We start from the raw sequence: 25,622 nt of genomic DNA, 5'->3' as shown, positions 1-25,622 counted from the left end.
GGCGGCACGTGGCGGAAGAGGTGGGATTCGAACCCACGGATGAGTTACCCCATCGCTGGTTTTCAAGACCAGTTCCTTAAACCACTCGGACACTCTTCCACGCCGTGACCCGGCGAGCCGGGACGACGGCGTCTAAGCGGAGAGCGTCGCGATCGCAACCACCGCGATGTGCCGATCTGGTATGTGTGGACGCGTGCGCGCATGCGATTGCGCAGGAGGCGGAGCGTCGGCTAGGCGCGGTCCATGGACCTCGACGCGATCTCGCAGCATTTCTTCGGCACGACCGACATCGATACGCTCAGCCCCGAGGCGCTGGAGGCGGGACGCGAGCGCGTGTCGATCGCGTTCGGGACCGAGCGGGAGGCGGGGCGGCGGTTTGCGCTCTGGGCGGTTCTGCGTGCGACCGGTGTCGCGCCCGCGCCGCATGTCGCGTTCAAGGATGTGCGCGAGATCCGCGCCGCCGAAGCCTATGCCGCGGCGATCGGTTTCGCCGAACGATCCGACGACTGAAGCGATGATCAGGCGGCGCGGCGATCCAGCAGCGCGCGGTCGATCCTGCGGATGAGGTCGGCGATCTGCGGCCGATCGTAGCTCGCGGTCAGATCGTGATGGCTCGGCGACGCGCACATCCGCTTGCCGACCAGCGCGAAGATATCCTGTTTGTGTGCCATCGATCCGTGTCCCTTCCGATTGCGCCGTTATGCCGGGCAAGCGTTAACCAAAGGTTCGGGACGGATTCGGATGCGGTTAACCATTGTCGAAGGCGATTCACGCAACGCTCGTGGCGGTCCGGCGTTCTAGTCGCACAGCGGCCGTATCGCACGGTCCGCAGCGCGCGGGGATCGATCCACTGACCAGACTATCGCCGGCACAATCGCCCGTTCATCCAAAGGGTTGGACCGTTCTGGAAAGCGTTCGCGCGCTCGCGGCGGACTGGGATCGCAGCAACGGCGAGGAGTCGTTTCCGGCGGACCGCGTTGCCGCGCTGCACGAAGCGGGGGCGCTGGCCGAATTCATTGACGTATCGACGCCGGCCCGGACCGATGCGCTAGTCGACGTGCTGCGGGCGATCGGCGGCGCGGACCTGAGTCTGGGCCGCGTATTCGAGGGGCATGTGAATGCGGCCCAGCTTGTTTCCGCTTATGGCGACGACGCACAGCGTGCGGCCTTGGCGGACGATCTGGCAGCCGGTCGCGTGTTCGGCGTCTGGAATACCGAGCCCACGCCCGGCCTCTCGATCCGGCAGTCCGCGCCCGGCCGCTGGGTGCTCGACGGCCGCAAGAGTTTTGCGACGGGGGCAGGGCATCTCGACCGCATCCTCGTGACCGCGCGCGATGCGACCGGCGGCAAGCAACTCGTGCTCGTGCCGATCGCGGGCGAAACCGCACGCGCCGACAATAGCGGGTGGCAGGTCCGCGGCATGCGCGGGACGTGCAGCGGGCTCTTCGATTTCTCTGGCATGCCGATCGGTCCCGAGGGGATGATCGGTGCGCCCGACGTATATGAGACCGAACCGCGGTTCAGTGCCGGCGCGTGGCGGTTCACCGCGGTACAGCTCGGCGCAATCGAAGCGCTGGTTCGGCATTTGCGCGATCACCTCGTCGCGACCGGCAAGGGCGACGACGCGATCCAGCGCGCGCGGTTCGCGACGTGTCTGACCGAAACGCGCAGTGCAGGGCTGTGGGTTCGCCGCGCCGCACACCTTGCGGAGACGCAGGCGGCGGAGGCGATCCCTTTCGTGCTGATGACGCGGGGTATCGTCGAGGAGGCGGGCCTGAAGACGATGGAGGCGGCGGCGCGCTCGGTCGGCACCGCGTCGTTCTTCGCGGCCAGCCGGATCGACCGGATCACGCGCGATCTCGGACTATACCTGCGCCAGCCGGTCCCGGATCAGGCGCGCGACCGGGCGGCGGCGGCGTGGCTGGAGGATGATTGCTGGGGCGACGATCGGTGGTGGTAGCGCCGGGCGGCAAGGCCTGGAGCAACCTCACGCGGCGCGCACTTCGAATGTCGGCCAGAACGGCGGCGGGGCAGGGGCCATGGCTCGTGCTGGCGCCGCATCCCGATGACGAGACGCTCGGCTGCGGCGCGTTCATTGCCTCGGTAACCGCGGCAGGCGGCCGGTTGCACACCGCGTTCCTGACCGATGGCTCGGGTTCGCATCCGGATGCACCGGGTTGGAGTGGAAAGCGGATCGCGGGGCTGAGGCGCGGCGAGGCGCAGGCGGCGTTGAAGGCATTGGGAGGCGAGCAGGACGCGCTCTATCTCGATTGGCCGGACGCGTCGCCGGCTTCGAAGGGCGATCCGCTGTTCGAACGCACCGTCGACCGACTGGCCGCGTGGTGCAGCGCTCGCGGTGTCCACCAGATCGCGGTTACATGGTCGGGTGAACCGCATTGCGACCACGAGGCCGCCGCCGCACTCGCTGAGGCGGTGGCACGGCGCGCGCATTGCCGTCTCTGGCAGTATCTCGTCTGGGGCTGGACCGTCCCCGATTTGACCGAGCGCCTGCGCGGCGCTCGCGTGCTGTCGATCGTCACGGCGTCCGGTCGTTCCAGACAGCGTCGCGCGATGGCGTGTCATCGCAGCCAGCGCGGCGGGCGGATCGTCGGCGCGCGCGAGAACTTCCGGCTGCCCAACGCGATGATGCGGCTGATGGACCGGCCGAACACCTTGTTGCTGGAGACCCGCGATGCGCCGTGAACACTCGATCGAGCCCGAATATTTCGAGGCGCTCTACAAGGACAAGGGCGACCCGTGGGAGTTCGAGACCAGCGCGTACGAGGCGGCGAAGTATGACGACACATTGGCCGCGTTGCCGAAGGAGCGGTTCGAGAGCGCGTTGGAGGTCGGCTGCGCCAACGGCGTCCTGACCGCGCGGCTTGGGGCACGCTGCGACGCGCTGCTGGCGCTCGACGTGTCGGAAACCGCGGTCGCGGCGGCGCGGGCACGGTGTGCGGACCAGCCGCATATTGGCATCGAGCAACGCCGACTCCCCGAAGACGCTCCCGCAGGCATCTTCGACCTGATCCTGCTGTCGGAGGTGGTCTATTACTGGGACAGCGCCGACATCGTCCGGCTGGCCGCGTACGTCCGCACGGCGGCGGCGTCAGGCGGGTATGTGATGCTGGTCCACTGGATCGGCGAGACCGACTATCCCAAAAGCGGGGACGATGCCGTTGCCGAACTGCACGCCGCGCTCGGTGACCGCGTCACGGTCGTTCGCAGCGATCGGCACGAAGCGTATCGGCTCGACCTCTGGCGACTGGAAGACGCGGGTTAGGCGGATCAGCGTCTGCGCCTCGCGGATCGCGGCGGGCAACGTCGCGAAGCTGAGCTGGTCGCTCGGGTTCGCGGAGGCGGGATCGAGCGCCGCCGTCACCGCATAGGTCTCGTGCAGCGGCGCATCGATCGGCTGGTCGATCCACCGCGCGACCGCGTCCGCCATGCCACCCGGCGCTCGTCCCGAAATTCTGCACGACGTGAAGACACGGACGTCGAGCGGGTGCCGAACCTGCGCGCCATGTGCCCGGATCCGATCGAACAGTGCGCGGTCTTCGGCAACGGGCGGGGTAGGGGCCCCACCGATCCGGCGGTACATGGCGTGCGTCACCGCGATACTCGCGCCCCCTTCATAGAAATGGCGTGGCCAAGGATCATGCTGTTCGGTCTCGGCGCGCGCGCGAAGATAATCGAGCGCGGTATAATAGCGCCCGAGCTGATCGAGCCTCCGCCGTGCCACCGCGCCAAGGCTCGCACGATCGGACCGCAGCGTCAGCGCGCGACCGGCCACGGCGTCGTTACCCGCGTCGACATGCGCAACGATCCGCACGATCCAGTCCGCAGCCACGTTTGTGTCCGCATCGGTCGACAACAGAAGATCGGTGTGATGCGTGAGCAGCGCGGCGCCGGCGTCCAGCGCAAGGCGGCGTGCCCAGCCGGCGTGCCGCGCACCCGGCAAAAGCGAAACGGCCGACCATGCGAGGGTCGCATGCGCCGGCCGCCAGTTCGTCAGGATATCGATCGTACCATCGGTGCAGTCGTTCGCCATCGCGACGATAACGACCTTGCCGCCATACCGCCCCGCCGCGCGATCCAGCGCGTCGAGGCAGCCAGACAAATACTGGTCTTCGTTCTTGACCGGAATGGCGATAGCCACCGCACGCTGAGCGTACGGTGGCGACGACCCGGGTTTGAACGAAGCGATCAAGCCGCCTCGGGGTTTTCGAACGCTGGCGCGTCGAGGTCGCCGTTCAGTTCGCGGTCCCAGATGCGGAGCTTGCCGAGCGTCTTGAGGAACGCGTCGACATCGCCCTTGCCGCCCAGCGCGATCACGCCGTCATCCATGTCTTCGTCCTCGATGCCGGCCTTTTCGAGGAACGGCTTCGACTCGGCATTGAAACCGATGAACTTGGCATGCCCGAACGCGTCGCTGACGAAGTCCTTGGCAGTCTTGTCCTTGCCGAGCTTCTTGGCCCCGTCCGCCGACACCACGATCGCGACGGCATCGTAGAGTACCGATGGCGCGCCATCGATCTTCTGCTTGCCTTCCGCGAGCGTACCGTCGTCGAGCGTCGCACCGGCAACCTTCGGTGCGATGATCTCGTACGTGGCCTTCGCCGCGACGATCCCGTCGACCAGGGCCTGCACGATCGCTGCCGGAGCACTATCGGTGACGAGAATGCCGAGCTTGCGACCCTCGAAGCTGCCGCTGGTGTTCTTTAGGATGCTGAGCGCGTCCGAAGCGGGCAGGTCGGTCCGCGTTTCGACCGCAGCCTTGGCCTTTGGCGGCATGGCCTTGAGCCCGAGACCGGTGGCAACCGTCTTCGCGAGCTTCTCGTCGATGTTGAGCAAATGCCCGACCATCAACTCGCGGATGTCGACCCGCTCGACTTTCGACAGCTCGAACGTCAACGCATCGCCGATGTGCTTCTTCTCGATCTCGGTCTGACTGATGAAGAACTGCCGCGCCTGGCTGTAGTGATCGGCGAACGTCACCGAGCGCACCTGCGCCTTGCGTCCCGTCTCCTGCGACGGGAAGTGTTTGTAGCCCTTCGTTGGGCTTTCGCGCGGAGTGCCGGCCCAGCTGTTCGGCTCATAGTTCGCACGACCCTTGCGGGCATGCATCGCCATGTGGCCGTCCTGCTGGCAATTGTTCACCGGGATCTTCGGCGCATTGATCGGGATATGCGTGAAGTTGGGGCTGCCGAGGCGCTTCAGCTGCGTATCGAGATACGAGAAGTTGCGGCCCTGCAACAGCGGATCGTTGGTGAAGCCGATCCCCGGCACGATGTTCTGCGTGCAGAACGCGACCTGCTCGGTATCGGCGAAGAAATTGTCGACCAGACGATCGAGCTTGAAGCTGCCGATGATGCGGACCGGGATCTGCTCCTCGGGAATGACCTTGGTCGCGTCGAGCACGTCGAACTCGAAATTGTCGGCGAACTCGTCGTCGAACAGTTGCACGCCCATATCCCACTCGGGGAAGTTACCCTGGTCGATCGAGTCCCAGAGGTCGCGACGATGGAAGTCGGGATCGGCACCATTGATCTTGACCGCCTCGTTCCACGCGACCGACTGGAGGCCCAGCTTCGGCTTGAAGTGAAACTTGACGTAGGTGCCCTTGCCCTCGGCATTGACGAGGCGGAACGTGTGCACGCCGAAACCCTCGACGAAGCGGAAGCCGCGCGGGATCGTACGGTCGGACATGATCCACATGACCATGTGCATCGATTCCGGGGTCAGGCTGATGAAGTCCCAGAAATTGTCATGCGCGGTCTGCGCCTGCGGGAAGCCGCGGTCGGGCTCCTGCTTGGCGGCATGGATCAGGTCGGGGAACTTGATCGCGTCCTGGATGAAGAACACCGGGATGTTGTTCCCGACGACGTCCCAATTGCCTTCCTTGGTGTAGAACTTCACTGCGAAGCCACGCACATCACGCGCGAGATCGGCCGAGCCCTTGTTGCCCGCGACCGTCGAGAAACGCAGGAACATCGGGGTCTGCTCGCCGACTTCGGTCAGGATGCCGGCGCTGGTGAATTCCTCGAGGCTCTCGGTCAGCGTGAACGTGCCGTGCGCGCCGTAACCGCGGGCGTGGACTACGCGCTCGGGGATACGCTCATGATCGAAGTGGAAGATCTTCTCGCGGAAGTGGAAATCCTCGAGCAGCGTCGGCCCGCGATCGCCGACCTTGAGCGAATTCTGGTCGTCGAATACCGGGATGCCCTGCTGCGTCGTCAGCACGTCGCCGTCGCCGCTCGCGACCTGGTGCAGTTCGCCGCCTTCGCCGATCTGCGTTTCGAATTTGGCGCCCCGCGGGGGCGTGCCGGTATCCTTGGCGATCGTCTTGGTCATGTGCCGTCCTCGTAGCTTCTCAGGACCCACAGCGCGCGGGGCGGGCGAAGAGTTGCACCGGAAACGAGGACTTAACGCAGATCAGCAAGATTGCGGGGGGAGGGCGTGAGCAGGGAGAAATGCCGGAGGGCGCGCGTTAAGCCGCGATAATCCCCAGCGAAAGACCAGCCATGCACATCGACCTGACAGGCCAGGCCGCGATCGTTACCGGCGCGAGCTCAGGGCTCGGCCGCGCCTCTGCCATCGCCTTTGCCAAGGCCGGCGCGAAGGTCGCGGTCAACTACAATAGCAGCGCGGACAAGGCGCGCGAGGTAGTCGAGGCGATCGAGCAGGCGGGCGGCGAAGCGTTCGCCTGCGAGGCGGATACGTCGGACGAGGCGGCGGTGCTGAAATTGTTCGACGAGACGGTCGAGCGCTTCGGCAGCGTCGACATCGTCTTCGCCAACGCCGGCATGCAGAAGGATGCGGCCTATGCCGACCTGACGCTGGAGGACTGGAAGCGCGTCATCGACGTCAACCTGACCGGCCAGTTCCTCGTCTCGCGCGAGGCTGTTAGGCGCTTCCGCAAGCAGGGCGACCGCGGATTCAGCCGCTCGATCGGGAAGATCCTGTTCATGAGTTCGGTGCACGAGGTCATTCCCTGGGCAGGCCATGCGAACTACGCTGCGTCAAAGGGCGGCAGCGCGATGCTGATGCGCACGCTCGCGCAGGAAATCGCCGGCGACCGCATCCGCGTGAACGGCATAGCCCCCGGCGCGATCGCGACCGAAATCAACGAGGACGCGACCGCCGACCAGGACAAGCTGCTCGAACTAATCCCCTACGGCCGGATCGGCGACCCCGAGGACGTCGCGCGGGCGGCGCTGTTCCTCGTGTCGGACGCGGCGGACTATATCGTCGGATCGACGCTCACCATCGATGGCGGCATGAGCCTGTATCCCGGCTTCCGCGATAATGGGTGAGCTTGGGGATAAGCTCGGCATATCGATCGCGGATCACGGCGCGATCGGTAATCTGGAGACGATCGCGCTGGTCGATACGGCCGGGACGATCGATTATCTCTGCTGGCCGGGCCTCGACAGCGCGTCGGTCTTCGCGCGGTTGCTGGATGGCGACAAGGGCGGGCATTTCGCGGTCGAGCCCGATCTGCCCGACGCGAACATCGTCCAGATGTACCTGCCCGAGACCAACATCCTGCTGACCCGCTGGATGGCCAACGCAGCGAGCGTCGATCTGGTCGACCTCATGCCGGTCGGCAACGACAAGGACGACGCGCCGTCGCGGCTGGTCCGTCGGCTGACGTGCACGCGCGGATCGGCGACGGTCCGCGTCCGGTGCGCCCCGCGGTTCGACTATGGCGTGATGGGCCGCACAGCCTCCGTCACGACGACCGATGCGGACGTGTCGCGCGGACGGTTCGATCACGAGAGCGGCCTAGCGCTCGCAGTTCACGGTGCCGCGACGCTCGTCGCGGACGGCTGCGACCTGACTGCCGAGATCCATCTCAACGAAGGCGACACCGTCTCGCTGATCCTCAGCAACCCCGACGACGTTTCGCTCGATACCGAAGCGCTCGATGCGATCGTAGAGAAGGACATCGCCTATTGGCGCGCATGGAGCCGCAAGTCGCGCTACCGCGGCCGCTGGCGCGAGACGGTCGAGCGCTCGGCGATGGCACTGAAGTTGCTGACCTCGCGAAAGCACGGCTCGATCGCCGCCGCCGCCACCTTCGGCCTTCCCGAAGCGCATGGCGGCGTCCGCAATTGGGATTACCGCGCGACGTGGATCCGCGACTCCTCGTTCACCGTCTACGCGCTGCTCCGGCTCGGCTACCAATGCGAAGCGGTCGGCTTCCTCCACTGGGCGATGGACCGCGCGCAGGCGTGTTCGAAAGGCCATCTTGGCGTCATGTATGCGCTCGACGGCGGCGAGATCGCCGACGAACGCAAGCTCGACCTTGCTGGGTTCGAGGGCGCGACCCCGATCGTCGTCGGCAACGAGGCGAAGGACCAGACCCAGCACGACATCTACGGCGCGCTGCTCGACGCGACCTATCTCGGCAGCAAATACGGCGAGCCGATCGCGCACGACTCGTGGGTCGCGATCTCGCGGATCGTCGATCAGGTCTGCGAGACGTGGGACACGCCGGACTCAGGGATCTGGGAGGTCCGCGGGCCGAACAAGCATTATCTCCACTCGCGGTTGATGAGCTGGGTCGCGGTCGACCGCGCGGTGCGACTCGCGCAGAAGCGTTCGCTGCCCGCGCCGCTGGTCCGCTGGTCCGAGACGCGGACGGCGATCCACGACGATATCTGGGCGAATTTCTGGAACAACGATCTTGGCCGCTTCGTCCGCGCGATCGGCGATGCGCCGGAGGATCTGGCGGTCGACGGCGCGCTGCTGATGATGCCGCTGGTCCGCTTCGTCGGCGCGACCGATCCCAAGTGGCTCGCGACGCTGGAGGCGATCGGGAACGACCTGTCCGACGACGGGCAGGTCTATCGCTACCGGATCGATGATGGCTTGCCGGGGCAGGAGGGGACGTTCGTCGCCTGCTCGTTCTGGTACGTCGAATGCCTGGCGCGGGCAGGGCGGCTCGACGAGGCACGGCTGAACTTCGAGAAGCTGCTCGCGCACGGCAATCATCTCGGCCTGTTCGCCGAGGAGATAGCGCAGGACGGCAGCTTCCTCGGCAATTTCCCGCAAGGCTTCAGCCATTTGGCGCTGATCAGCGCGGCCTTCTACCTCGACCGCGCGCTCGACAGCGACGGGCCGCGGGAATGGGCATGACCTTTTTCACTGACGTAAGGACGACAGCATGAACCTCGATATCACAGGCAAGATCGCGCTCATCACCGGCGCGGACAGCGGCATGGGCAAGGAAACCGCCCGGATGCTGCTCCAGGAAGGCGTCCGCGTCGCGATCACCGATCAACCCGGCGGCGACCTAGACGCCAGTGCCGAAGACCTCGAGGCGCACGGCGAAGTGATCGCGGTCGAGGCGGACCTAACCAAGCTCGACGACGTGAAGGCCTTGTTCGCCAAGGTCCGCGAACAGCTCGGCGATCCGGACATCCTGGTCAACTGCGCAGGCGTGACCGGCGCGACCGGCGACTTCCTTGAAGTTGATGATGAAGGCTGGCAGTCAACGATCGACATCAACCTGATGGGCGCCGTCCGCGTCTGCCGCGAGGCGATCCCGGCGATGCGCGCCGCGAAATGGGGTCGTATCGTGCTGATGAGCTCGGAGGATGCGGTGCAGCCCTATGTCGACGAACTCGCCTATTGCGCGTCGAAGGCGGGTATTTCCAGCCTGTCGAAGGGGCTGTCGAAGGCTTACGGGTGTGACAATGTGCTGGTGAACACCGTGTCGCCCGCGTTCATCGCCACGCCGATGACCGACAAGATGATGCAGAAGCGCGCCGACGAGAAGGGCACGAGCTTCGACGAGGCGATCGAGACGTTTCTCGAGGAAGAGCGCCCAGGGATGACCTTGAAGCGTCGCGGGACGGCGGAGGAGGTCGCGTCGGCGATCGTGTTCCTGTGCTCGGAACGGGCCAGTTTCATCAACGGTGCGGATATTCGGGTCGATTCTGGTTCGGTGATGACCGTCGCGGGGTGACCCGCCTTTTAATCATTGTCATCCCCGCGCAGGCGGGGATCCATACTCTCGGACTTCGGCGATCTCGCAGTACCGCTAGCCAGTATGGATCCCCGCCTTCGCGGGGATGACGAAGTTGGGGGGAGGCCTGCATTACCCCTCGAACAAATCCTTAAACTGCCGCGGCTGAGACCGCAGATACTGCTTCGGCGCCTTCACCTTGCCCCCAAGATGCGCCGCCGCATGCCAAGGCCAGCGCGGATCGTACAGGATCGTCCGAGCCAGCGCGATCATGTCCGCATCACCCGTCCCGATAATCGCCTCCGCCTGTTCGAAATCGGTAATCAGCCCGACCGCGACGACCGGGATCGACACCGCCTGCTTCACCGCCCGCGCGAGCGGCACCTGATAGCTCGGCCCGACCGGTATCTGCTGCGCCGGCGTGATCCCGCCACTCGACACGTGGATCGCACTGCATCCACGCGCCTCCAGCGCCTTCGCAAACGCCACCGTCTGCTCCGAATCCCAACCGCCCTCGGCCCAATCGGTCCCAGAAACCCGCATCGTCACCGCACGCTCGGCCGGAAACGCAGCGCGTACCGCGTCATACACCTCCAGCGGGAAGCGCATCCGGTTCTCGAGACTGCCGCCATACTCGTCCTCGCGCCGGTTCGACAGCGGCGACAGGAACTCGTGCAGCAGATATCCATGCGCGGCATGCAACTGCACCGCGTCGATCCCGAGCCGCGCGGCACGCACCGTCGCCGCCACGAACGCATCGCGCACCCGCGCCAGACCCTCGGCGTCGAGCGCGACCGGTGCGTTCTCCTCCGGCAGGAACGGCACTGTCGACGGCCCCTCGGTCTGCCACCCGTTCGGCTCGCCCGGTGCGATCTGGAGTCCACCCTTCCACGGCACCTCGCACGAGGCCTTCCGCCCGGCGTGCGACAACTGGATCGCGATCGGCATGTCCGACCAGCGCCGCACGCTCTCGATCACCCCCGCCATCGCCGCCTCGGTCGCATCGTCGTACAGCCCGACGTCCCCATGTGTGATGCGACCCTCGGGGAGAACCGCGCTCGCCTCGATCGTCAGCAGCGCCGCGCCCGACAGCGCGAGCTGCCCCAGATGGATTTGGTGCCAGTCGTTCATGCAGCCGTTGGTCGCCGAATACTGGCACATCGGCGCGATCACGATCCGGTTGGCCAGCGTCAGGTTGCCGACCTTGAGCGGCTCGAACAGTTTCGGGCCGCTCATGCGAGGATCGATCGGATGGTGTAAGGCATGTGCATGTCCTTGATACGTAGAAGAGTGCGGCGAAAACTCGCTGCTGCTTGCGGAACATAGGAACGGGCGGGCGGGTTTCATGGCAAGGAATGCTGCACCGCGATAAAGCCGCGCCCGCAGCGACGATTACGACACGAAAAGGGTCCTCGCATTGCATCTACTGCCCGACACGCTCGACGCCGGCTCGGCCTATCCCCTCGGCGCGACCTTCGACGGCCTCGGCGTCAACTTTGCGGTGTATTCCGCCAATGCCGAGAAGATCGAACTCTGCGTCTATGACGAGACCGGCCGCCGCGAGCTGAAGCGCTATCCGCTGCCCGAATGGACCGACGAAGTCTGGCACGGCTACCTCCCCGACGCGCAGCCGGGCCTCGTCTACGGCTACCGCGCGCATGGCCGGTACGCGCCCGAGGAAGGCCACCGCTTCAACCCGAACAAGCTGCTGCTCGATCCGTACGCCAAGCAGATGATCGGCGAACTCCGCTGGACCGACGCGATGTACGGCTATCAGGTGAAGTCGCCGCGCGCGGACCTGAGCTTCGACAAGCGCGACAGCGCGCTGACGATGCCAAAAGGTGTCGTGACCGACAGCCATTTCGACTGGTCGCGCGACGTGCGCCCCAACACGCCCTGGTCCGAGACGGTGATCTACGAGGCGCATACCAAGGGTCTGACCAAGCTGTTCGAGGAGGTTCAGCCCTCCGAACGCGGCACCTTCGCGGCGCTCGGCAATCCCAAGGTCATCGATCACCTGAAACGCCTCGGCGTCACCGCGATCGAGCTACTGCCGATCCACACCTACATCCAGGACCGCTTCCTCCAGGAAAAGGGGCTGCGCAATTACTGGGGCTATAACACCCTCAATTTCTTCACGCCCGAGCGTTCGTTCTTCGCGACCGACAGCCATGACGAACTCCGCCGCTCGATCCGCCGCCTCCATGCGGCCGGGATCGAGGTGATCCTCGACGTCGTCTACAACCACACCTGCGAAGGATCCGAACAAGGCCCGACGCTGTCGTGGCGCGGCCTCGACAACGCCAGCTATTACCGTCTGGTCAAGGACGACCCGCGCTATTCGATCAACGACACCGGCACCGGCAACACGTTGAACCTCACAAAGGCGCGCGTGATCCAGATGGTCGCGGACTCGCTGCGCTACTGGGCGACCAGCTTCGGCATCGACGGCTTCCGCTTCGATCTCGGGCTGACGCTCGGCCGTACGGATACCGGCTTCGATCCCGGCGCAGGCTTTTTCGACGTGCTCCGCCAGGACCCCGTGCTCGGCAGGCTGAAGCTCATCACCGAGCCCTGGGACATCGGCCCCGGTGGCTACCAGCTCGGCAACTTTCCCCCCGGTTTCGCCGAGTGGAACGACAAATACCGCGACACCGTGCGCAAATTCTGGCGCGGTGACCACGCGCAGCGTGCCGACCTCGCTGCCCGCCTGACCGGCTCCGCCGACCTGTTCGATCGTCGCGCACGCCGCCCCTGGGCGAGCGTCAACCTGCTCGGCGCCCACGACGGCTACACGCTCGCCGACACCGTCGCATACGAAGAGCGCCACAACGAGGCGAACGGTGAGGACAATAACGACGGCCACTCGAACAACTGCTCGCGCAACTGGGGCGTGGAAGGCCCGACCGATGACCCCGCGATCCTCGAGACCCGGTCGCGCGTGATGCGCTCAATGCTGACCACGTTGTTCGCCTCGCTCGGCACGCCGATGCTGGTCGCGGGCGACGAGTTCGGCCGCACGCAGAACGGCAACAACAACGCGTATTGCCAGGACAACGAGATCAGCTGGCTCGACTGGGATAAGGCAAAATCCCCCGAAGGCGACGCGCTGATCGACTTCACCGCGCGCCTGATCGCGCTGCGCCGTGACTACCCGATGCTCCGCGCCGGCAACTTCCTCTACGGCGAGGACACGCCCGCGGAAGGGCTGAAGGACATCGAATGGTGGGACGAGCGTGGCCTGCAACTGACGTCTGAGGACTGGGAGAACACCAACGGCCGTGCGCTGGTGATGCGCCGCGCGTGCGAGCGGGAGTCGGGTGAGGTGCAGGTCATCTCGTTGCTGCTCAATGCCTCGGAAGGTCCGCTGACCTTCCACATGCCGCCGCCTGCAGAGGTCGAGCGCACCGTGCTGATCGACAGCAGCAAGCCGGGGCAGGGTGCGACTTTAATCAAGGACAGCTACGAACTGCCGCAACAGGGCGCGGCACTACTCTCCTGGACGATCGCAGCGGCATGATCTGGGGACCGACTCTCGCCGATGACGGGACGGTCTTCCGTCTCTGGGCACCTGACCGCGATGCGGTGACGCTCGAGATCGCCGACGGCGACGCGGTCCCGATGACCCCCGAACCGGAGGGTTGGTTCAGCGCGAAGGCAGCGGTCGACGCCGGTGCTCGGTATCGGTTCCGGCTCGCGGACGACCTGACCGTCCCAGACCCCGCCGCACGGGCACAGGACGGTGGCGTCCACGGCTGGAGCGTGGTCGTCGACCGTGACGCCTACGCGTGGCGCACCCCGGACTGGCGCGGCCGACCGTGGGAAGAGATGGTCATCCAGGAGGTCCATGTCGGCACGCTCGGCGGCTTCGCCGGCGTCGCGGACCACCTCCTTGCGATCGCCGAACTCGGCATCACGGGAATCGAACTCATGCCCGTCAACTCGTTCGGCGGCACGCGCAACTGGGGCTATGACGGCGTGCTGCCCTATGCCCCCGCCGAAAGCTACGGCACCCCCGACGACCTGAAAGCGCTGGTCGACCGCGCGCACGAACTCGGTTTGGCCGTGTTTCTCGACGTGGTCTACAATCACTTTGGCCCCGACGGAAACTACCTCGGCGCCTATGCGAAGGGCTTCTTCCACCCCGAAGTCGACACCCCCTGGGGCGGTGCGGTCGCGGTCGACCAGGCGCCGGTCCACCGCTACTTCGTCGACAACGCGCTGATGTGGCTGAACGAGTACAAGTTCGACGGCCTGCGCTTCGACGCGGTCCACGCGATCGAGAATAACGCCTTCCTAGACGCGATGGCCGCCGAACTGCGTGAGAAGACCGCCGGCCGCCACGTCCACCTCGTCCTCGAAAACGAGGGCAACGATACCGACCGCCTCCACCCCGCCGCGTTCGACGCGCAGTGGAACGACGATTTCCACAACGTCCTCCACGTCCTGCTCACCGGCGAGACCAGCGCCTATTACGCCGACTTCGCCGACCGTCCCGCCGAACGCCTCGCGCGCTGCCTGGGCGAAGGCTTCATCTACCAGGGCGAAGGCTCCCCCAACCATGACGGCAAGCCGCGCGGCAAACCCAGCGCGCAATTGTCGCCGACTGCGTTCGTCGCGTTCCTCCAGAACCACGACCAGATCGGCAACCGCGCGATGGGCGAACGCCTGACGCTTCTCGCCGACCGCCGGAAGCTCCGCGCCGCGACCGCGTTGCTCCTGCTTGGCCCGCAGATACCCTTGCTCTTCATCGGCGACGAGCACGGGAGCGAAAGCCCGTTCCTGTTCTTCACCGACTTTCACGACGAGCTAGCGGACGCGGTGCGCGAAGGCCGGCGCAAGGAGTTCGCCAAGTTCGCCGCCTTCGCCGACCCCGAAGCGCGCGAAGCGATCCCAGACCCCAACGCGCACGAAACCTTCCTGCAATCGGGAGCACGGCCCGGGGCCGATGCGGCCGAGTGGCAGGACCTGTACCGAACCCTGCTCAAGATCCGCCATGAGCAGATCATCCCCCGCCTGCGCGGCACAACAGCGATCGGCGCCGAAGCGATCGGCGAGGGGGCGGTCGTTGCGCGCTGGAAAATGGGTGACGGTGCAATCCTCACGATCGCGCTCAACCTCGGCGACGATGTCGTTGATTTTCCTGCGCTAGAGACCTGGCCGATCTTCGCCGATGGCGAACCCGGAAAGGCTGCTAGCGTCGCTGTATGGCTGGATCGATGAGCAGCCTCCGAAAACTCGCTGTCGCGGCCCGCCTGCAACCCGAGTGGCAGGACGCAGCGGGTCGTCGCCAGACCGTCGCCGACGGCGCGTTACAGGCGATCCTCGACCGTCTCGGGCATCCGTCCGCCAGCGAACAGCAAATCGCCGAAAGCCTCGCCGCGATCGAAGACCGAAACACACAGGGTGTCCGTTTCCTGTCCGTCGATGTGGGAGCCGCGATCCGGCTGGCATCAAAGGTATCAGGCAAAGCCGAACTTACGTTCGAAGACGGTACGACGCGCTCCGTCACGGTCGATGACGGCGAGTTGAGTCCGATAAGCAAAAGCGGCTACCACAAGATTGAAATCAATGGCGAAGTCGTCGACATTCTCGTCGCACCACGCCGCTGCTACACGATCGCCGACGCGCTACCAGGCCGTAAACTCTGGGCGCCCGCCGTCCAGATCCCGAGCCTCCGTACCGACGTGCCGAAGGCGTTCGGCGACTTCGTTTCGCTAGCCGATGCCGCCCGAGCCTTCGGCCAGTGCGGTGCGGATGCCCTCGCGATCAGCCCCACCCACGCGCTGTTCCCCGCCGACGTCAGCCGGTACAGCCCCTACGCACCCTCGAGCCGGCAATTCCTCAACGGGCTGTACGGTGACCCGGCCGCATTCGGCGCAAAGTCCGACAGCCGCGACCTCCCCGAACTGATCGGCTGGCACGCCGCGATCCCCGAAAAGCTAGCGCGACTACGCAAGAGCTTCGATCAAGTGCTTCCACAGATTGAGGAAACTCTGACAGCGTTCAGGCGGCAAGGTGGCGGCGATCTCGAACGCCATGCCGAGTTCGACGCCCTCCACGCGCACTTCTTCGCGACCACCGGTGCACGCGGCGGCTGGCAGCAATGGCCTGCCGAGTATCACGATCCCGCTAGTCCCGCCGTCCGCCGCTTCGTCGCGGAGCATGCGGACGACGTCACGTTCTACATCTTCCTCCAATGGCTGGCGCGGCGCGACCTCGACGCCGCGCAGACGTCCGCCAAGGACGCCGGCATGGCGATCGGCCTCATCGCAGATCTCGCCGTCGGCATGGACACCGGCGGCAGCCACGGCTGGAGCCGGCGCAGCGACTTGTTGACAGGCCTCTCGATCGGCGCACCGCCCGATCCGCTCGGGCCAGACGGGCAAAGCTGGGGCATTACCGGCTTCGACCCACAAGCCCTGCGCGAAAACGCCTTCGCTCCCTTCATCGCAACCATCCGCGCAGCGCTCGCGCACGCCGGCGGCATCCGCATCGACCACGCGTTCGGCCTCCGTCGTCTCTGGGTCGTGCCCGAAGGTGCGTCAGCCGCAGAGGGCGCGTACCTCGACATGCCGTTCGAAGACCTGATGCGGATCGTCGCGATGGAATCGCAGCGTGCCAAGGCAATCGTCATCGGCGAAGACCTCGGCACCGTCCCGGACGGGTTCCGCGAGGCGATGGACGCCCGCGCCATGCTCGGCATGCGGGTGTTGTGGTTCGAACGCGACGCGGACGGCTTCGTGCCGCCCGTCAAATGGTCGCCCGATGCAGTGGCGATGACCGGTACGCACGACCTTGCCACCGTCGCAGGCTGGTGGAGCGGCCGCGATATCGATTGGACGTGGGACCTCGGACGCAAGTCCGACGCCGCCGACAAACCCACGGACCTCGCCGCTCGCGCCGAGGACCGCGTCGCGCTCTGGTCCGCATTCGACACCGGCACCGAACAGCCCACCCCCGTAGACACCGCCCCGGTCGTTGACGTGGCAATCGCGCACGTCGCCAGCACGCCGTGCGCGCTTGCCATAATCCCGATCGAAGACCTCGCCGGACTGGTCGAGCAACCCAACCTCCCCGGCACGATCGACGAGCACCCCAACTGGCGCCGCCGCATGCCCGACACGACCGAGGCGCTGCTCGCCCGCCCCGAAGTCGCCGCTCGCATCGACACGCTCAACGCCACGAGACCCGCATGACTCCCTCCACCACGCCGCGCGCAACCTACCGCTTCCAGTTCCACAGGGATTTCACCTTCGCCGATGCCGAAGCGCTGGTGCCGTATCTGGACGAACTCGGGATCAGCCACCTCTACGCCTCGCCGATCACCACCGCCCGCAGCGGGTCGACCCACGGCTACGACGTCGTCGACCCTACCCGGATCAATCCGGAACTTGGCGGCGAACCCGCGTTCCGGAGCTTGGTTGCAGCTTTGCGCGCCCGCGACATGGGCGTCATCATCGACATCGTCCCCAACCACATGGGCGTAGCCGGTGGTGAGAACGGGTGGTGGAATGAAGTCCTAACACACGGTGAAGCTAGCGAATTCGCGCGCTACTTCGATATCGACTGGCGCGAGAAGCTCGTCCTCCCGATCCTCGGCGATCCGCTTGCCGAAACGATCGCGAGCGGCGCGCTCAAGGTCGAGCAGGTCGACGGCCGCTACGTCCTCGAAGCATATGGCGAACACCGCTTGCCCCTCCGCGACGAGGATCAGGCCAGCGCTGCGACGGACGACATCGCCGCGCTGATCGGCCGCCAGCATTACCGCCTCGCCTCGTGGCGCGTGGCGAACGACGAACTCAACTGGCGGCGGTTCTTCACGATCAACGACCTCGCCGGCCTCCGCGCCGAAGACCCCATCGTGTTCGACGCCACGCACGCGCTGTATTTCCGCCTCTACGCCGAGGGCCTGATCGACGGCGTCCGCGTCGACCACGTCGACGGCCTGACCGACCCGGCCGGCTATTGCCAGCAACTCCGGGCTCGCCTCGACGCGATCGAGCGCCCCGTTGGCGCACCGGCTTGGCCCGCCTACATCGTCATCGAGAAGATCCTCGCCGACGGCGAACCGCTCAGCACCGACTGGGGCGTCGACGGCACCAGCGGGTACGACTTCATGGAGCAGGTCACCGCCTTGCTCCACGCGTCCGGTGGTGCAGAACCGCTCGCAGAACTCTGGGCCGACATAAGCGGCCGCTCCGCCGACTTCGCGCCCGAGGAACTGCGCGCGCGGCAGGAATTGCTCGCGTGGCAGTTCGATGCGCAGCACCGCCGATGTGTCGCGGCGTTCGTAGCGCTGGCCCGCTCGACACCCGACTGCGATGGACTGACGAGGGGCATGCTCCACCGCGCGATCGAGCGGCTGCTCTGGGTCTTCCCGGTGTATCGGACCTATGGAACGGGCGAAGCGGCGCCGCTCGCAGACGCCAGGATCCGCGATACCGTCCGCCAGCGGGTTGCGGAGTTCGTCCCGCCCGGCGAAGGCGCGGTCGTCGACCGGATCCTGGGTTGGTTGGCAGGCGAGGGGCCAGGCGACGTGGCATTCGCCGCCGAGGCGGTGCGCAAATTCCAGCAACTCTCCGCACCGATCGCGGCGAAGGCGGTCGAGGACACCGCCTTCTACCGCTATGGCCGTCTGCTCTCGCGCAACGACGTCGGGTTCGACGCCGCGCGTATGTCGCTCGATATCGACGCCTTCCACGCCGCGATGATCGAGCGCGCTCGGGACTGGCCGTCCGCCATGCTCGCCACCGCGACGCACGACCACAAGCGCGGCGAGGACGTCCGCGCGCGGCTCGCGGTGCTGAGCGAGATACCCGACCTCTGGCGTTCGCGGGCGGAGCATTGGTTCGAACTGGCTGCCCCCTATGCGGACGGCGTCGATCCCGCCGACACCTATACGCTGCTCCAGACGTTGTTCGGCGCATGGCCGACGAACCTTCGCGCGTCGAACGGCGAGGCTCTTTCGGAGTATGCCGAGCGGATCGTCGCGTGGCAGGAAAAGGCGTTGCGTGAGGCCAAGCTCCGGTCGTCCTGGGAGGCGCCGGACGAGGCGTACGAGACCCGCTGTCACGATCTGGCGCGGGCGCTTCTTGATGCAGAGCGGTCGGCGGCGTTCCTCGGCGACATCATGGCGTTCGTCGATCTCGTGGCGCCGGCAGCGGAGGCGAACGGCCTCGCGCAGGTGGCATTGCGTTACACAGTTCCGGGCGTTCCCGACCTGTATCAAGGCACCGAAACCGCCGATTTGAGCCTGGTCGATCCAGATAACCGGCGGCCGGTCGACTATCGTGCGCGCCAGGAAATGCTCGCAACCGCGTCCGAGCCGAAGGTCGCGTTGATCGCTCGCCTGCTGGCGCTACGGCGTCAGTATTTAGCGCTGTTCGCGGGCGGCTCGTACGAACCGATCGCCGTAACGGGCCCACGAGCCGAGCACATAATCGCATTTAACCGTGTGCATGACGGCATGGCGGTGCGGTGCGTAACGGCCCTGCGCAGCGTCGGACGTTACGTCGGCGAGGTCGATGCCAGCGACTGGTGGGCGGATACCGCACTGTCGTCCGGCGAAACGATCGCCGACCTGCTTGGCACGTCAGCCGTTTCGGTCGTCGTGTTGGATGCCGTAGCGGGGTAGCCAAGTCGTTGCTAAACGGCGATTTTTCATCAGGAGCACGTTCATGAAGATCAGCGCACGCAATCAGATTTTCGGCACCATCGTCTCGATCACGCCGGGTGCGGTCAATGGCTCTATCAAGGTCGATATCGGCGGCGGCAACGTTGTCACGGCCAACATCACCGAGGAAGCGATCGCCGACCTCGCGCTTGCGACCGGCGACACGGTCACGGTGCTGGTCAAGGCCAGCGACGTCCTGATCGGCAAGTGATCCCGCACCGCCCCGGCCCACCTTTCAGTCGCTCGGGGCGGCGTTCCCTCAGCGGCCCGCCAGATAGCGTGCGAGCGGGTCGATCATGTCCTCGGGAATGCGGCGGGCGATGACCGGCATCGTCGACTGCGATTTGCGCGCGTCGACCACCGTCTCGTCACCACGCCAATTACGCAGGCGTTGCGCGATATAGCTCGCGCGCTGGCCGGCGAGCACGGGGTAGGGCTTGCCGGGAGCGTGGCAACTTGCGCAGGCGGGGAGTTGCATTTTGGGCAGGCCTTCGCGGTCGATCCGGGCAGCCGCGGTCGATCCCGACGGCGTGACGCCGCCGATCCCCGGCATCGCCGCGAAGTGATCCGCCAACCGCGTCATGTCCTCTGGCGTCAGTGTTGCGGCGGCGTTCGCCATCACCGCGCTCTGACGTTTTCCGGTCGCATAGGCCTCCAGTGCTGCGCGAAGATACGCGGGGCTCTGGCCGCCGAGCACGGGCATGTCGGGCTGGCCGCGACCACGTCCGTCGGCACCGTGACAGCCTGCGCAGGTGGCGATCTTGGTATCGGTGACGCCCGGCACTTCGGTCAACGAGCGATAGGTCGCGGGCGTCATTTCGGGGAGCAGACGGACGAAGGCGACCATGCGGCGGACTTCGTCGTCGCGGTCCTTGGCGGCCCAGCCGGGCATGCCGGTGTATTTGACGCCGTGTTTGAGGATCCAGAAGATCTGCTTGTCGGTCCACTCGCGCGCGTTGATCGACAGGTTTGGGGCAGGGGGCGTCGCGGCTTGCATCACCGGGAGCGGGCGGACGCCGGGGGCGCCGTGGCACGAAGCGCAGCTTGCCTTGAACAGGCCGGCGGCGCTGACGAGACCCTCGTTCGCCTTGGGATCGTCGGGCGCGGTGACCGCGGCGTAGGTGCGGACCGAGTTGCGCATCGTCCAGTGGAGGAACCAGTCGGTGATCTTCCAATGGCCCGACGACGCGGCGATGTTGAACACGCCCGACCAGGCGAACAACAGTCCGGCGAGTGCCAGCGCGACGATGGCGGCGGCGGCGCGCGCCCAGGTGATCCGGATCGTCATGCGGTCGCGCTCCGTGTTTTCAACAGTCCGCCGAGCATCGCGAGCCCGCCGATGAAATAGCTTGCCGCGCCGACCATCAGCATGACGACGCCGCCGAGTTGCTGGTCTTCGAGTGCGTCGAGGCCGTGTGTTGCCGGGTGCATCGCCATCATTGCGTAGAGCGGTCGCGGGGCGAGGCCGATCAACGCGCCGAGCAGCGTCATGTGCATCGAGGTGAGCAGCAGCGCTGCGACGCCGGACGCGCGACGGTCGGTGGCGCCGCCAATGCGGGTGCCAAGTACCGCGCTCCAGAGGAGGACGCCAGCGATGAGGAAGCTCGCTTGCTCGATGAGCAGCGCGAGGGGCTGCATGTCGACGCGGAGCCTCAGCGCGGGGAGGTGCCAGAACCATACGACGACGAGTTCGACGAGCGACATCGCGAGCGGGCTCACGACCGCGGGCCAGCGCTCGGCCGGGTCGAACTTGCTCCCGGCGATCCCGTAGGCGAGGAACGGCGCCGCAACCGCAACCGCGATCATGTGACCCGCCATGTGCCCGACCATCCCGAGCGGGGCGGCGGCGAAGGCCCAGCCGAGCGGGACTAGCGCCGCGCCCAGGACGAGGCTCGCACGTCTCATCGGCAGTCGCCGAACATGATGACCGGCAGAGCGGTGAAGATCACCGCGACGAAGCTCAGCCCCGCCAGCAACCGCGTCGACAGCGCGAGGAAGCGGAGGCGATCGATCGCGGTGCCCTGTTCGTGCGGGGCCGGATCGCCGGGCGTCTCCGACTGAACGCGCGCGATGTAACCCGCCGCGACGATCCCCAGCAGCGCCACGATCGTCGCGATCAGCGTCGCCAGCGGGAAGCCGGTCAACGCCGTCCCCGGTCTCGACGATTTCGCGCAGGTTACTGCCACCCACAGATAGCAGAACAGGAAATGCACGGCCCAGATCGTCGGCGGGACGATCAGCGTCCACAGCGTCACCTTCAGGTCGCGGGCCCAATGTTTCCGCTCGGCTTGGGGCTTGCGCTCGGGCTTGTCCGTCATGCGACCCCCGGGAACAGGCCGATCGTGCAGAACGTCACGATCCCGGTCAGTGCGAGGAAATGGTGGTACACGGTGATGTTGCGCAGGTCCGCATCATAGACCGGCGTCATCTTCCCCGCGAGGCTGCGTGCGAGCGTGTAGGCCTGCATGATGACCCCGATCGCGGCGTGGACCGCGGTCCAGATCGCCAGCGTCCAGACGATCGCGGGATAGACGTGAAGTTCGGGATCAAGCCCCGAATACCACGGTCCGGCGAGTCCGGCGAACAGGCTCGACAGCGTCGCGACGATCCCGACGATCAGTAGCGCGCGACCCGCGGCGACGTTGCCGCGACGATGCACTTCGCGCGCCCCAACGGTAGCGGCCCAGCCGGTGAGCGTCAGCGCCAGCGCGACCATCGGCCAGAACACGCCCGGTCCGTTCAGCCCGACCCCGCTCGGCGGGAAATCGTTGTGGATCGTCCAGAAGAAGAAATAGCCGAACACGAGGCCGGAGAATGCCGTCGCGTCCGCCATCATCGTGATGAACATCGCCCACCAGCCCGGTGCCGACGGCCCCGAGGTGTAGAGCGGCACCTCGATGCCGTGGCCGATATGCTTGGTCGGCTTTTCGGGGATCTCCGCGGTGCCGGTCCACAGCCACCACAGCACGCAGGCAAGCGTCGCGACGCCGCTGACCGCCGACCAGATGTAGAGATGGTACGTCGTCAGAATGAACACGCCTGCCAGCGCGACCGCGGTCATCATCGGCTTCACGCTCGGCGTACCGAGGCGGATCACCTGGAGGGGGCGCGCGTCGAGTACGGTGGTGATGATCGACTCGCGCCGCATCTCCTCCGCGTCGGGCAGGAAGAAGCGGCCCTCGTCGACCTTCTGGACGAAGTTCTTCTGGTCCCAGATCGGGTAGCGGCTCTCGATCAGCGGCACCGAGCGGATACCCCAATCCTCATCGTCGGGCAGCGCGAGCCATTCGAGCGTGCCCGCGTTCCACGGATTGCGCGGCGCCTTCGGACGGCGCGGCGACAGCGCGAGGTCGATGCAGACGATCAGCACGCCGAGCGCGAACATGTACGACCCTGCGGTCGAGGCGAGGTTGAGACCGCCGATGCCGAGTTCCTCCGGGTACGTGAACACGCGCCGCGGCATCCCGAGCAGGCCCGACAGATGCATCGGGAAGAACGTCAGGTTCATGCCGACGAACATGATCCAGAACGCGATCCGCCCGAGCTTGTCCGACAGCTTCTTGCCTGTCACCAGAGGCCAGTAATAATACAGCCCGGCGAACAGCGGCAGCAGCGTGCCGCCGATCAGCACGTAGTGGAGATGCGCGACGATGAAATAGGTGTCGTGCGCCTGCCAGTCGAACGGAGCGACCGCGACCATCACGCCAGTCAGGCCGCCGATCACGAATACGGCGAGACTGCCCGATGCGTAGAGCAACGGCGTCGATTTCTTGACGTTGCCCGCCCACAGCGTCGCGATGAACACGAAGATCTGTACGCCGGTCGGGATCGCCACCGCTTCCGATGCCGCCGCGAAGAAGGCGAGGCTGATCTTCGGCAGACCCGTCGTGAACATGTGGTGGACCCACAACCCGAAGCTCAGGAACGCCGTCCCCACCGCGGCCAGCACGATCCACGGATAGCCGAGGAGATGCCGTTGCGCGAAGGTCGGGATCAGCATCGCGAATAGCGCGATCGACGGCAGGAAGACGATGTAGACTTCCGGATGCCCGAAGATCCAGAACAGGTGCTGCCACAACAGCGGATCGCCGCCCTTCTCCGCGTTGAAGAACGGCCAGTTCAGCAGCCGCTCCATCTCGAACAGCACGTCGCCGGCGATCAGCGGTGGGAACGCGAACAGGATCATCACCGCGACGACCAGGATGTACCAGGCGTAGAGCGGCATCAAATTGAGCCGCATGCCCGGCGGGCGGCATTTCAGCACGCCGACGATCAGCTCGACCGCCGCCGCCACCGACGACACCTCGATGAAGCTCAGGCCAAGCATCCAGATGTCGGCGCCGAGCCCGCTGAGATCGGTCCGCGTCGTCAGCGGCGGGTACATGAACCACCCGCCATCGGGCGCCGCGTCGAAGAAGATCGAGCCCGACACGAAGACGCCTCCGATCAGGAAGCTCCAATATCCGAACCCCGACAGCCGCGGAAACGGCAGGTCGCGCGCGCCAAGCAACTGGGGGAGCAGGATGATCGACACCGCCTCGAACATCGGCACCGCGAACAGGAACATCATCATCGAGCCGTGCAGCGTGAACAGCTGGTTGAACGTGTTCGCCGTGACGAGATCGTTGTTCGGTACCGCCAGCTGCGTCCGCATGATCAGCGCCAGCACGCCTGCAAACAGCATGAAGCCGAACGCGGTTAGCGTATACCACACGCCGATCCGGTTGTTGTTGACGTCGGTCCAGCGGAAGAACCAGCCCGACGGCGGCTTCCACACTTCACGCAGACGATCTTCCTGGCCCTTGCGGACCGCGGGATCGTTCTGGTCGGGCGCGATATATTGGGTGCTCTCGGTGGTCATTTGAGCCCCTGAAGGTAGCTTGCGATCTGGTCGGCTTCGGCGGCCGACATCTGCGGGAAGGCGGGCATCCGCACGCCGGGTTTGGTCTTGCCGGGATCGCGGACGAACCCGGCGATGTTGGCGTGCGTCATCGGCAACACGCCCGCGGCAAGCGTCGGACGCGACCCGAAGTGCGTCAGGTCGGGGCCGATCTTCGCGACCGGTCCGACGCCGCGCACGCTGTGGCACCCGCTACAGCCATAGCTCGCGAAGGCGCGCGCGCCCGGCGACGCGGTGACGACGGCGGGCTTGCGCTGCTCGGCGAGCCAGCGCTCGAACGCGGTGGGCTCCATCGCGATCACGTCGAACGCCATCAACGCATGGCCGAGCCCGCAGAACTCCGCGCAGACGCCGCGGTACGTGCCAACCTTGGTCGCGCGGACGACGAGGCGGTTGGTGCGGCCGGGAATCATGTCCATCTTGCCCGCCAAGCCCGGCACCCAGAAGCTGTGGATCACGTCGGGGCTGCGCAGCGACAGTTCGACCGTGCGGCCGACGGGGAGGCGAAGTTCGTTCGCGGTCTCGACCACCGATCCGCCCGGCGGCGCATAGCGGACGCGCCACCAGAATTGCTCGCCTTCGACGCCGATCCGCAAGTCGCTGTTGGCCACCTCGCGCGGCCGCATCGCGGGCAGGGCGTAGAGCAACAGGCCCAGCAGCAGGATCGAAGGTCCGATGCCGCCGAGCCACAGCACCAGCTTCATCCCGCCCTTGTGCGTCAGCCGACCTTCCGGCGCGCGCATCGCGTGGCGCATCAGCAACGCTAGCCCGCCCGCAAGAATGATCGCGCCGATGACCAGAACGATGGTGATCGAGAGGACCTTGTCCGCCTCCTCGCCGAACGGCGCGAGCGTCGACTGGTGCCGGTTGCACGCCGCCAACATCGGCAGGCACGCGCCCACGGAAAGAAAAATAGCCTTCCGCATCATCACCTTGCCACCCTTTTCGAAGGGGCTCTCTAAACGCCGGGGCAGGGTGGCGTAAACCGGAAAATGACAACTAGTTCATGTTCCCCCTCCGTCACCCCAGCTTTCGCTGGTGTGATGGAGGAAGGGCGGAGGAGGATTTAA

The 25,622-nt window shown here is 66.2% G+C and carries 20 protein-coding genes, 1 tRNA gene and 1 pseudogene; 12 read left to right on the top strand and 10 right to left on the bottom strand.

Annotated features, from left to right (window positions below; translation table 11 throughout):
• Positions 1-9 precede the first annotated feature (9 nt).
• Positions 10-99: transfer RNA gene (locus tag C8J45_RS12865), tRNA-Ser, on the bottom strand.
• Between the two features lie 144 nt (positions 100-243).
• On the opposite strand from C8J45_RS12865, the gene C8J45_RS12860 reads away from it, so the two are divergent.
• Entirely contained in the window at positions 244-510 is a 267-nt protein-coding gene (locus C8J45_RS12860; protein WP_107963577.1) for a hypothetical protein, read from the top strand.
• Positions 511-518: 8 nt separating this feature from the next.
• Here C8J45_RS12860 and C8J45_RS19270 read toward each other — a convergent pair whose 3' ends face one another.
• Positions 519-671, bottom strand: coding sequence for a hypothetical protein (locus C8J45_RS19270; RefSeq protein ID WP_156348872.1), 153 nt, complete (start codon positions 669-671; stop codon positions 519-521).
• Positions 672-754: 83 nt separating this feature from the next.
• Between C8J45_RS19270 and C8J45_RS12855 the strand changes: the two genes are divergently transcribed.
• Genes C8J45_RS12855 through C8J45_RS12845 form a run of 3 tightly spaced genes read left to right on the top strand, consistent with a single transcriptional unit; the run spans position 755 to position 3,283 of the window.
• Positions 755-1,960 (top strand): acyl-CoA dehydrogenase, encoded by a 1,206-nt coding sequence (locus C8J45_RS12855; RefSeq protein ID WP_107963576.1) that lies wholly within the window; start codon positions 755-757, stop codon positions 1,958-1,960.
• Positions 1,951-2,703 (top strand): PIG-L deacetylase family protein, encoded by a 753-nt coding sequence (locus tag C8J45_RS12850; RefSeq protein WP_107963575.1) that lies wholly within the window; start codon positions 1,951-1,953, stop codon positions 2,701-2,703. The genes C8J45_RS12855 and C8J45_RS12850 overlap by 10 nt, the downstream gene beginning before the upstream one ends.
• Positions 2,693-3,283 (top strand): SAM-dependent methyltransferase, encoded by a 591-nt coding sequence (locus tag C8J45_RS12845; RefSeq protein ID WP_107963574.1) that lies wholly within the window; start codon positions 2,693-2,695, stop codon positions 3,281-3,283. Before C8J45_RS12850 ends, C8J45_RS12845 begins: the two co-directional genes overlap by 11 nt.
• A gap of 510 nt (positions 3,284-3,793) precedes the next feature.
• Here the strand turns inward: C8J45_RS12845 and C8J45_RS19750 are convergent.
• Positions 3,794-4,159: pseudogene (locus C8J45_RS19750) on the bottom strand (glycosyltransferase); the annotation flags it as partial.
• Between the two features lie 47 nt (positions 4,160-4,206).
• Entirely contained in the window at positions 4,207-6,354 is a 2,148-nt protein-coding gene (locus tag C8J45_RS12835) for a catalase (protein ID WP_107963572.1), read from the bottom strand.
• Positions 6,355-6,524: 170 nt separating this feature from the next.
• Between C8J45_RS12835 and fabG the strand changes: the two genes are divergently transcribed.
• Genes fabG through C8J45_RS12820 form a run of 3 tightly spaced genes read left to right on the top strand, consistent with a single transcriptional unit; the run spans position 6,525 to position 9,976 of the window.
• On the top strand, positions 6,525-7,316 hold the full coding sequence (gene fabG / locus C8J45_RS12830; RefSeq protein WP_107963571.1) for a 3-oxoacyl-ACP reductase FabG: 792 nt from the start codon (positions 6,525-6,527) through the stop codon (positions 7,314-7,316).
• On the top strand, positions 7,309-9,144 hold the full coding sequence (locus C8J45_RS12825; protein WP_107963570.1) for a glycoside hydrolase family 15 protein: 1,836 nt from the start codon (positions 7,309-7,311) through the stop codon (positions 9,142-9,144). Before fabG ends, C8J45_RS12825 begins: the two co-directional genes overlap by 8 nt.
• 28 nt (positions 9,145-9,172) lie before the next feature.
• Positions 9,173-9,976: an SDR family NAD(P)-dependent oxidoreductase gene (locus C8J45_RS12820; RefSeq protein ID WP_107963569.1), complete on the top strand. Its 804-nt coding sequence runs from the start codon at positions 9,173-9,175 to the stop codon at positions 9,974-9,976.
• Positions 9,977-10,108: 132 nt separating this feature from the next.
• Here the strand turns inward: C8J45_RS12820 and C8J45_RS12815 are convergent, their stop codons facing one another.
• Positions 10,109-11,212: an NADH:flavin oxidoreductase/NADH oxidase gene (locus tag C8J45_RS12815; RefSeq protein ID WP_107963568.1), complete on the bottom strand. Its 1,104-nt coding sequence runs from the start codon at positions 11,210-11,212 to the stop codon at positions 10,109-10,111.
• A gap of 181 nt (positions 11,213-11,393) precedes the next feature.
• On the opposite strand from C8J45_RS12815, the gene glgX reads away from it, so the two are divergent.
• From glgX to C8J45_RS12790, 5 genes are read left to right on the top strand one after another with little or no spacing between them, the layout of a single operon-like run.
• Positions 11,394-13,496 carry a glycogen debranching protein GlgX gene (glgX, locus tag C8J45_RS12810; RefSeq protein WP_107963567.1) on the top strand — a complete coding sequence of 701 codons (2,103 nt, stop codon included), beginning with the start codon at positions 11,394-11,396 and terminating at the stop codon, positions 13,494-13,496.
• Entirely contained in the window at positions 13,493-15,199 is a 1,707-nt protein-coding gene (gene treZ / locus C8J45_RS12805; RefSeq protein ID WP_107963566.1) for a malto-oligosyltrehalose trehalohydrolase, read from the top strand. The genes glgX and treZ overlap by 4 nt, the downstream gene beginning before the upstream one ends.
• Entirely contained in the window at positions 15,196-17,175 is a 1,980-nt protein-coding gene (malQ, locus tag C8J45_RS12800) for a 4-alpha-glucanotransferase (RefSeq protein WP_107963565.1), read from the top strand. Before treZ ends, malQ begins: the two co-directional genes overlap by 4 nt.
• Positions 17,172-19,613, top strand: a complete 2,442-nt coding sequence (gene treY, locus C8J45_RS12795; protein WP_107963564.1) for a malto-oligosyltrehalose synthase — start codon at positions 17,172-17,174, stop codon at positions 19,611-19,613. Before malQ ends, treY begins: the two co-directional genes overlap by 4 nt.
• Before the next feature lie 43 nt (positions 19,614-19,656).
• Positions 19,657-19,863: a molybdopterin-binding protein gene (locus tag C8J45_RS12790; RefSeq protein ID WP_107963563.1), complete on the top strand. Its 207-nt coding sequence runs from the start codon at positions 19,657-19,659 to the stop codon at positions 19,861-19,863.
• Positions 19,864-19,911: 48 nt separating this feature from the next.
• Here C8J45_RS12790 and C8J45_RS12785 read toward each other — a convergent pair whose 3' ends face one another.
• Genes C8J45_RS12785 through C8J45_RS12765 form a run of 5 tightly spaced genes read right to left on the bottom strand, consistent with a single transcriptional unit; the run spans position 19,912 to position 25,478 of the window.
• Positions 19,912-20,940 (bottom strand): c-type cytochrome, encoded by a 1,029-nt coding sequence (locus C8J45_RS12785; RefSeq protein ID WP_107963562.1) that lies wholly within the window; start codon positions 20,938-20,940, stop codon positions 19,912-19,914.
• Positions 20,937-21,557 (bottom strand): cytochrome c oxidase assembly protein, encoded by a 621-nt coding sequence (locus C8J45_RS12780; RefSeq protein ID WP_107963561.1) that lies wholly within the window; start codon positions 21,555-21,557, stop codon positions 20,937-20,939. Before C8J45_RS12780 ends, C8J45_RS12785 begins: the two co-directional genes overlap by 4 nt.
• On the bottom strand, positions 21,554-21,970 hold the full coding sequence (locus C8J45_RS12775; protein ID WP_107963560.1) for a hypothetical protein: 417 nt from the start codon (positions 21,968-21,970) through the stop codon (positions 21,554-21,556). Before C8J45_RS12775 ends, C8J45_RS12780 begins: the two co-directional genes overlap by 4 nt.
• Entirely contained in the window at positions 21,967-24,513 is a 2,547-nt protein-coding gene (gene ctaD / locus C8J45_RS12770) for a cytochrome c oxidase subunit I (RefSeq protein ID WP_107963559.1), read from the bottom strand. Before ctaD ends, C8J45_RS12775 begins: the two co-directional genes overlap by 4 nt.
• Positions 24,510-25,478: a cytochrome c oxidase subunit II gene (locus C8J45_RS12765; protein ID WP_107963709.1), complete on the bottom strand. Its 969-nt coding sequence runs from the start codon at positions 25,476-25,478 to the stop codon at positions 24,510-24,512. Before C8J45_RS12765 ends, ctaD begins: the two co-directional genes overlap by 4 nt.
• Positions 25,479-25,622: the final 144 nt, after the last annotated feature.

This window comes from Sphingomonas sp. PP-CE-3G-477 (assembly GCF_003050745.1).
Classification (GTDB): domain Bacteria; phylum Pseudomonadota; class Alphaproteobacteria; order Sphingomonadales; family Sphingomonadaceae; genus Sphingomonas.
Note: the sequence above shows the minus strand (reverse complement) of the source record. Positions and strands in the feature narration are given on the sequence as shown.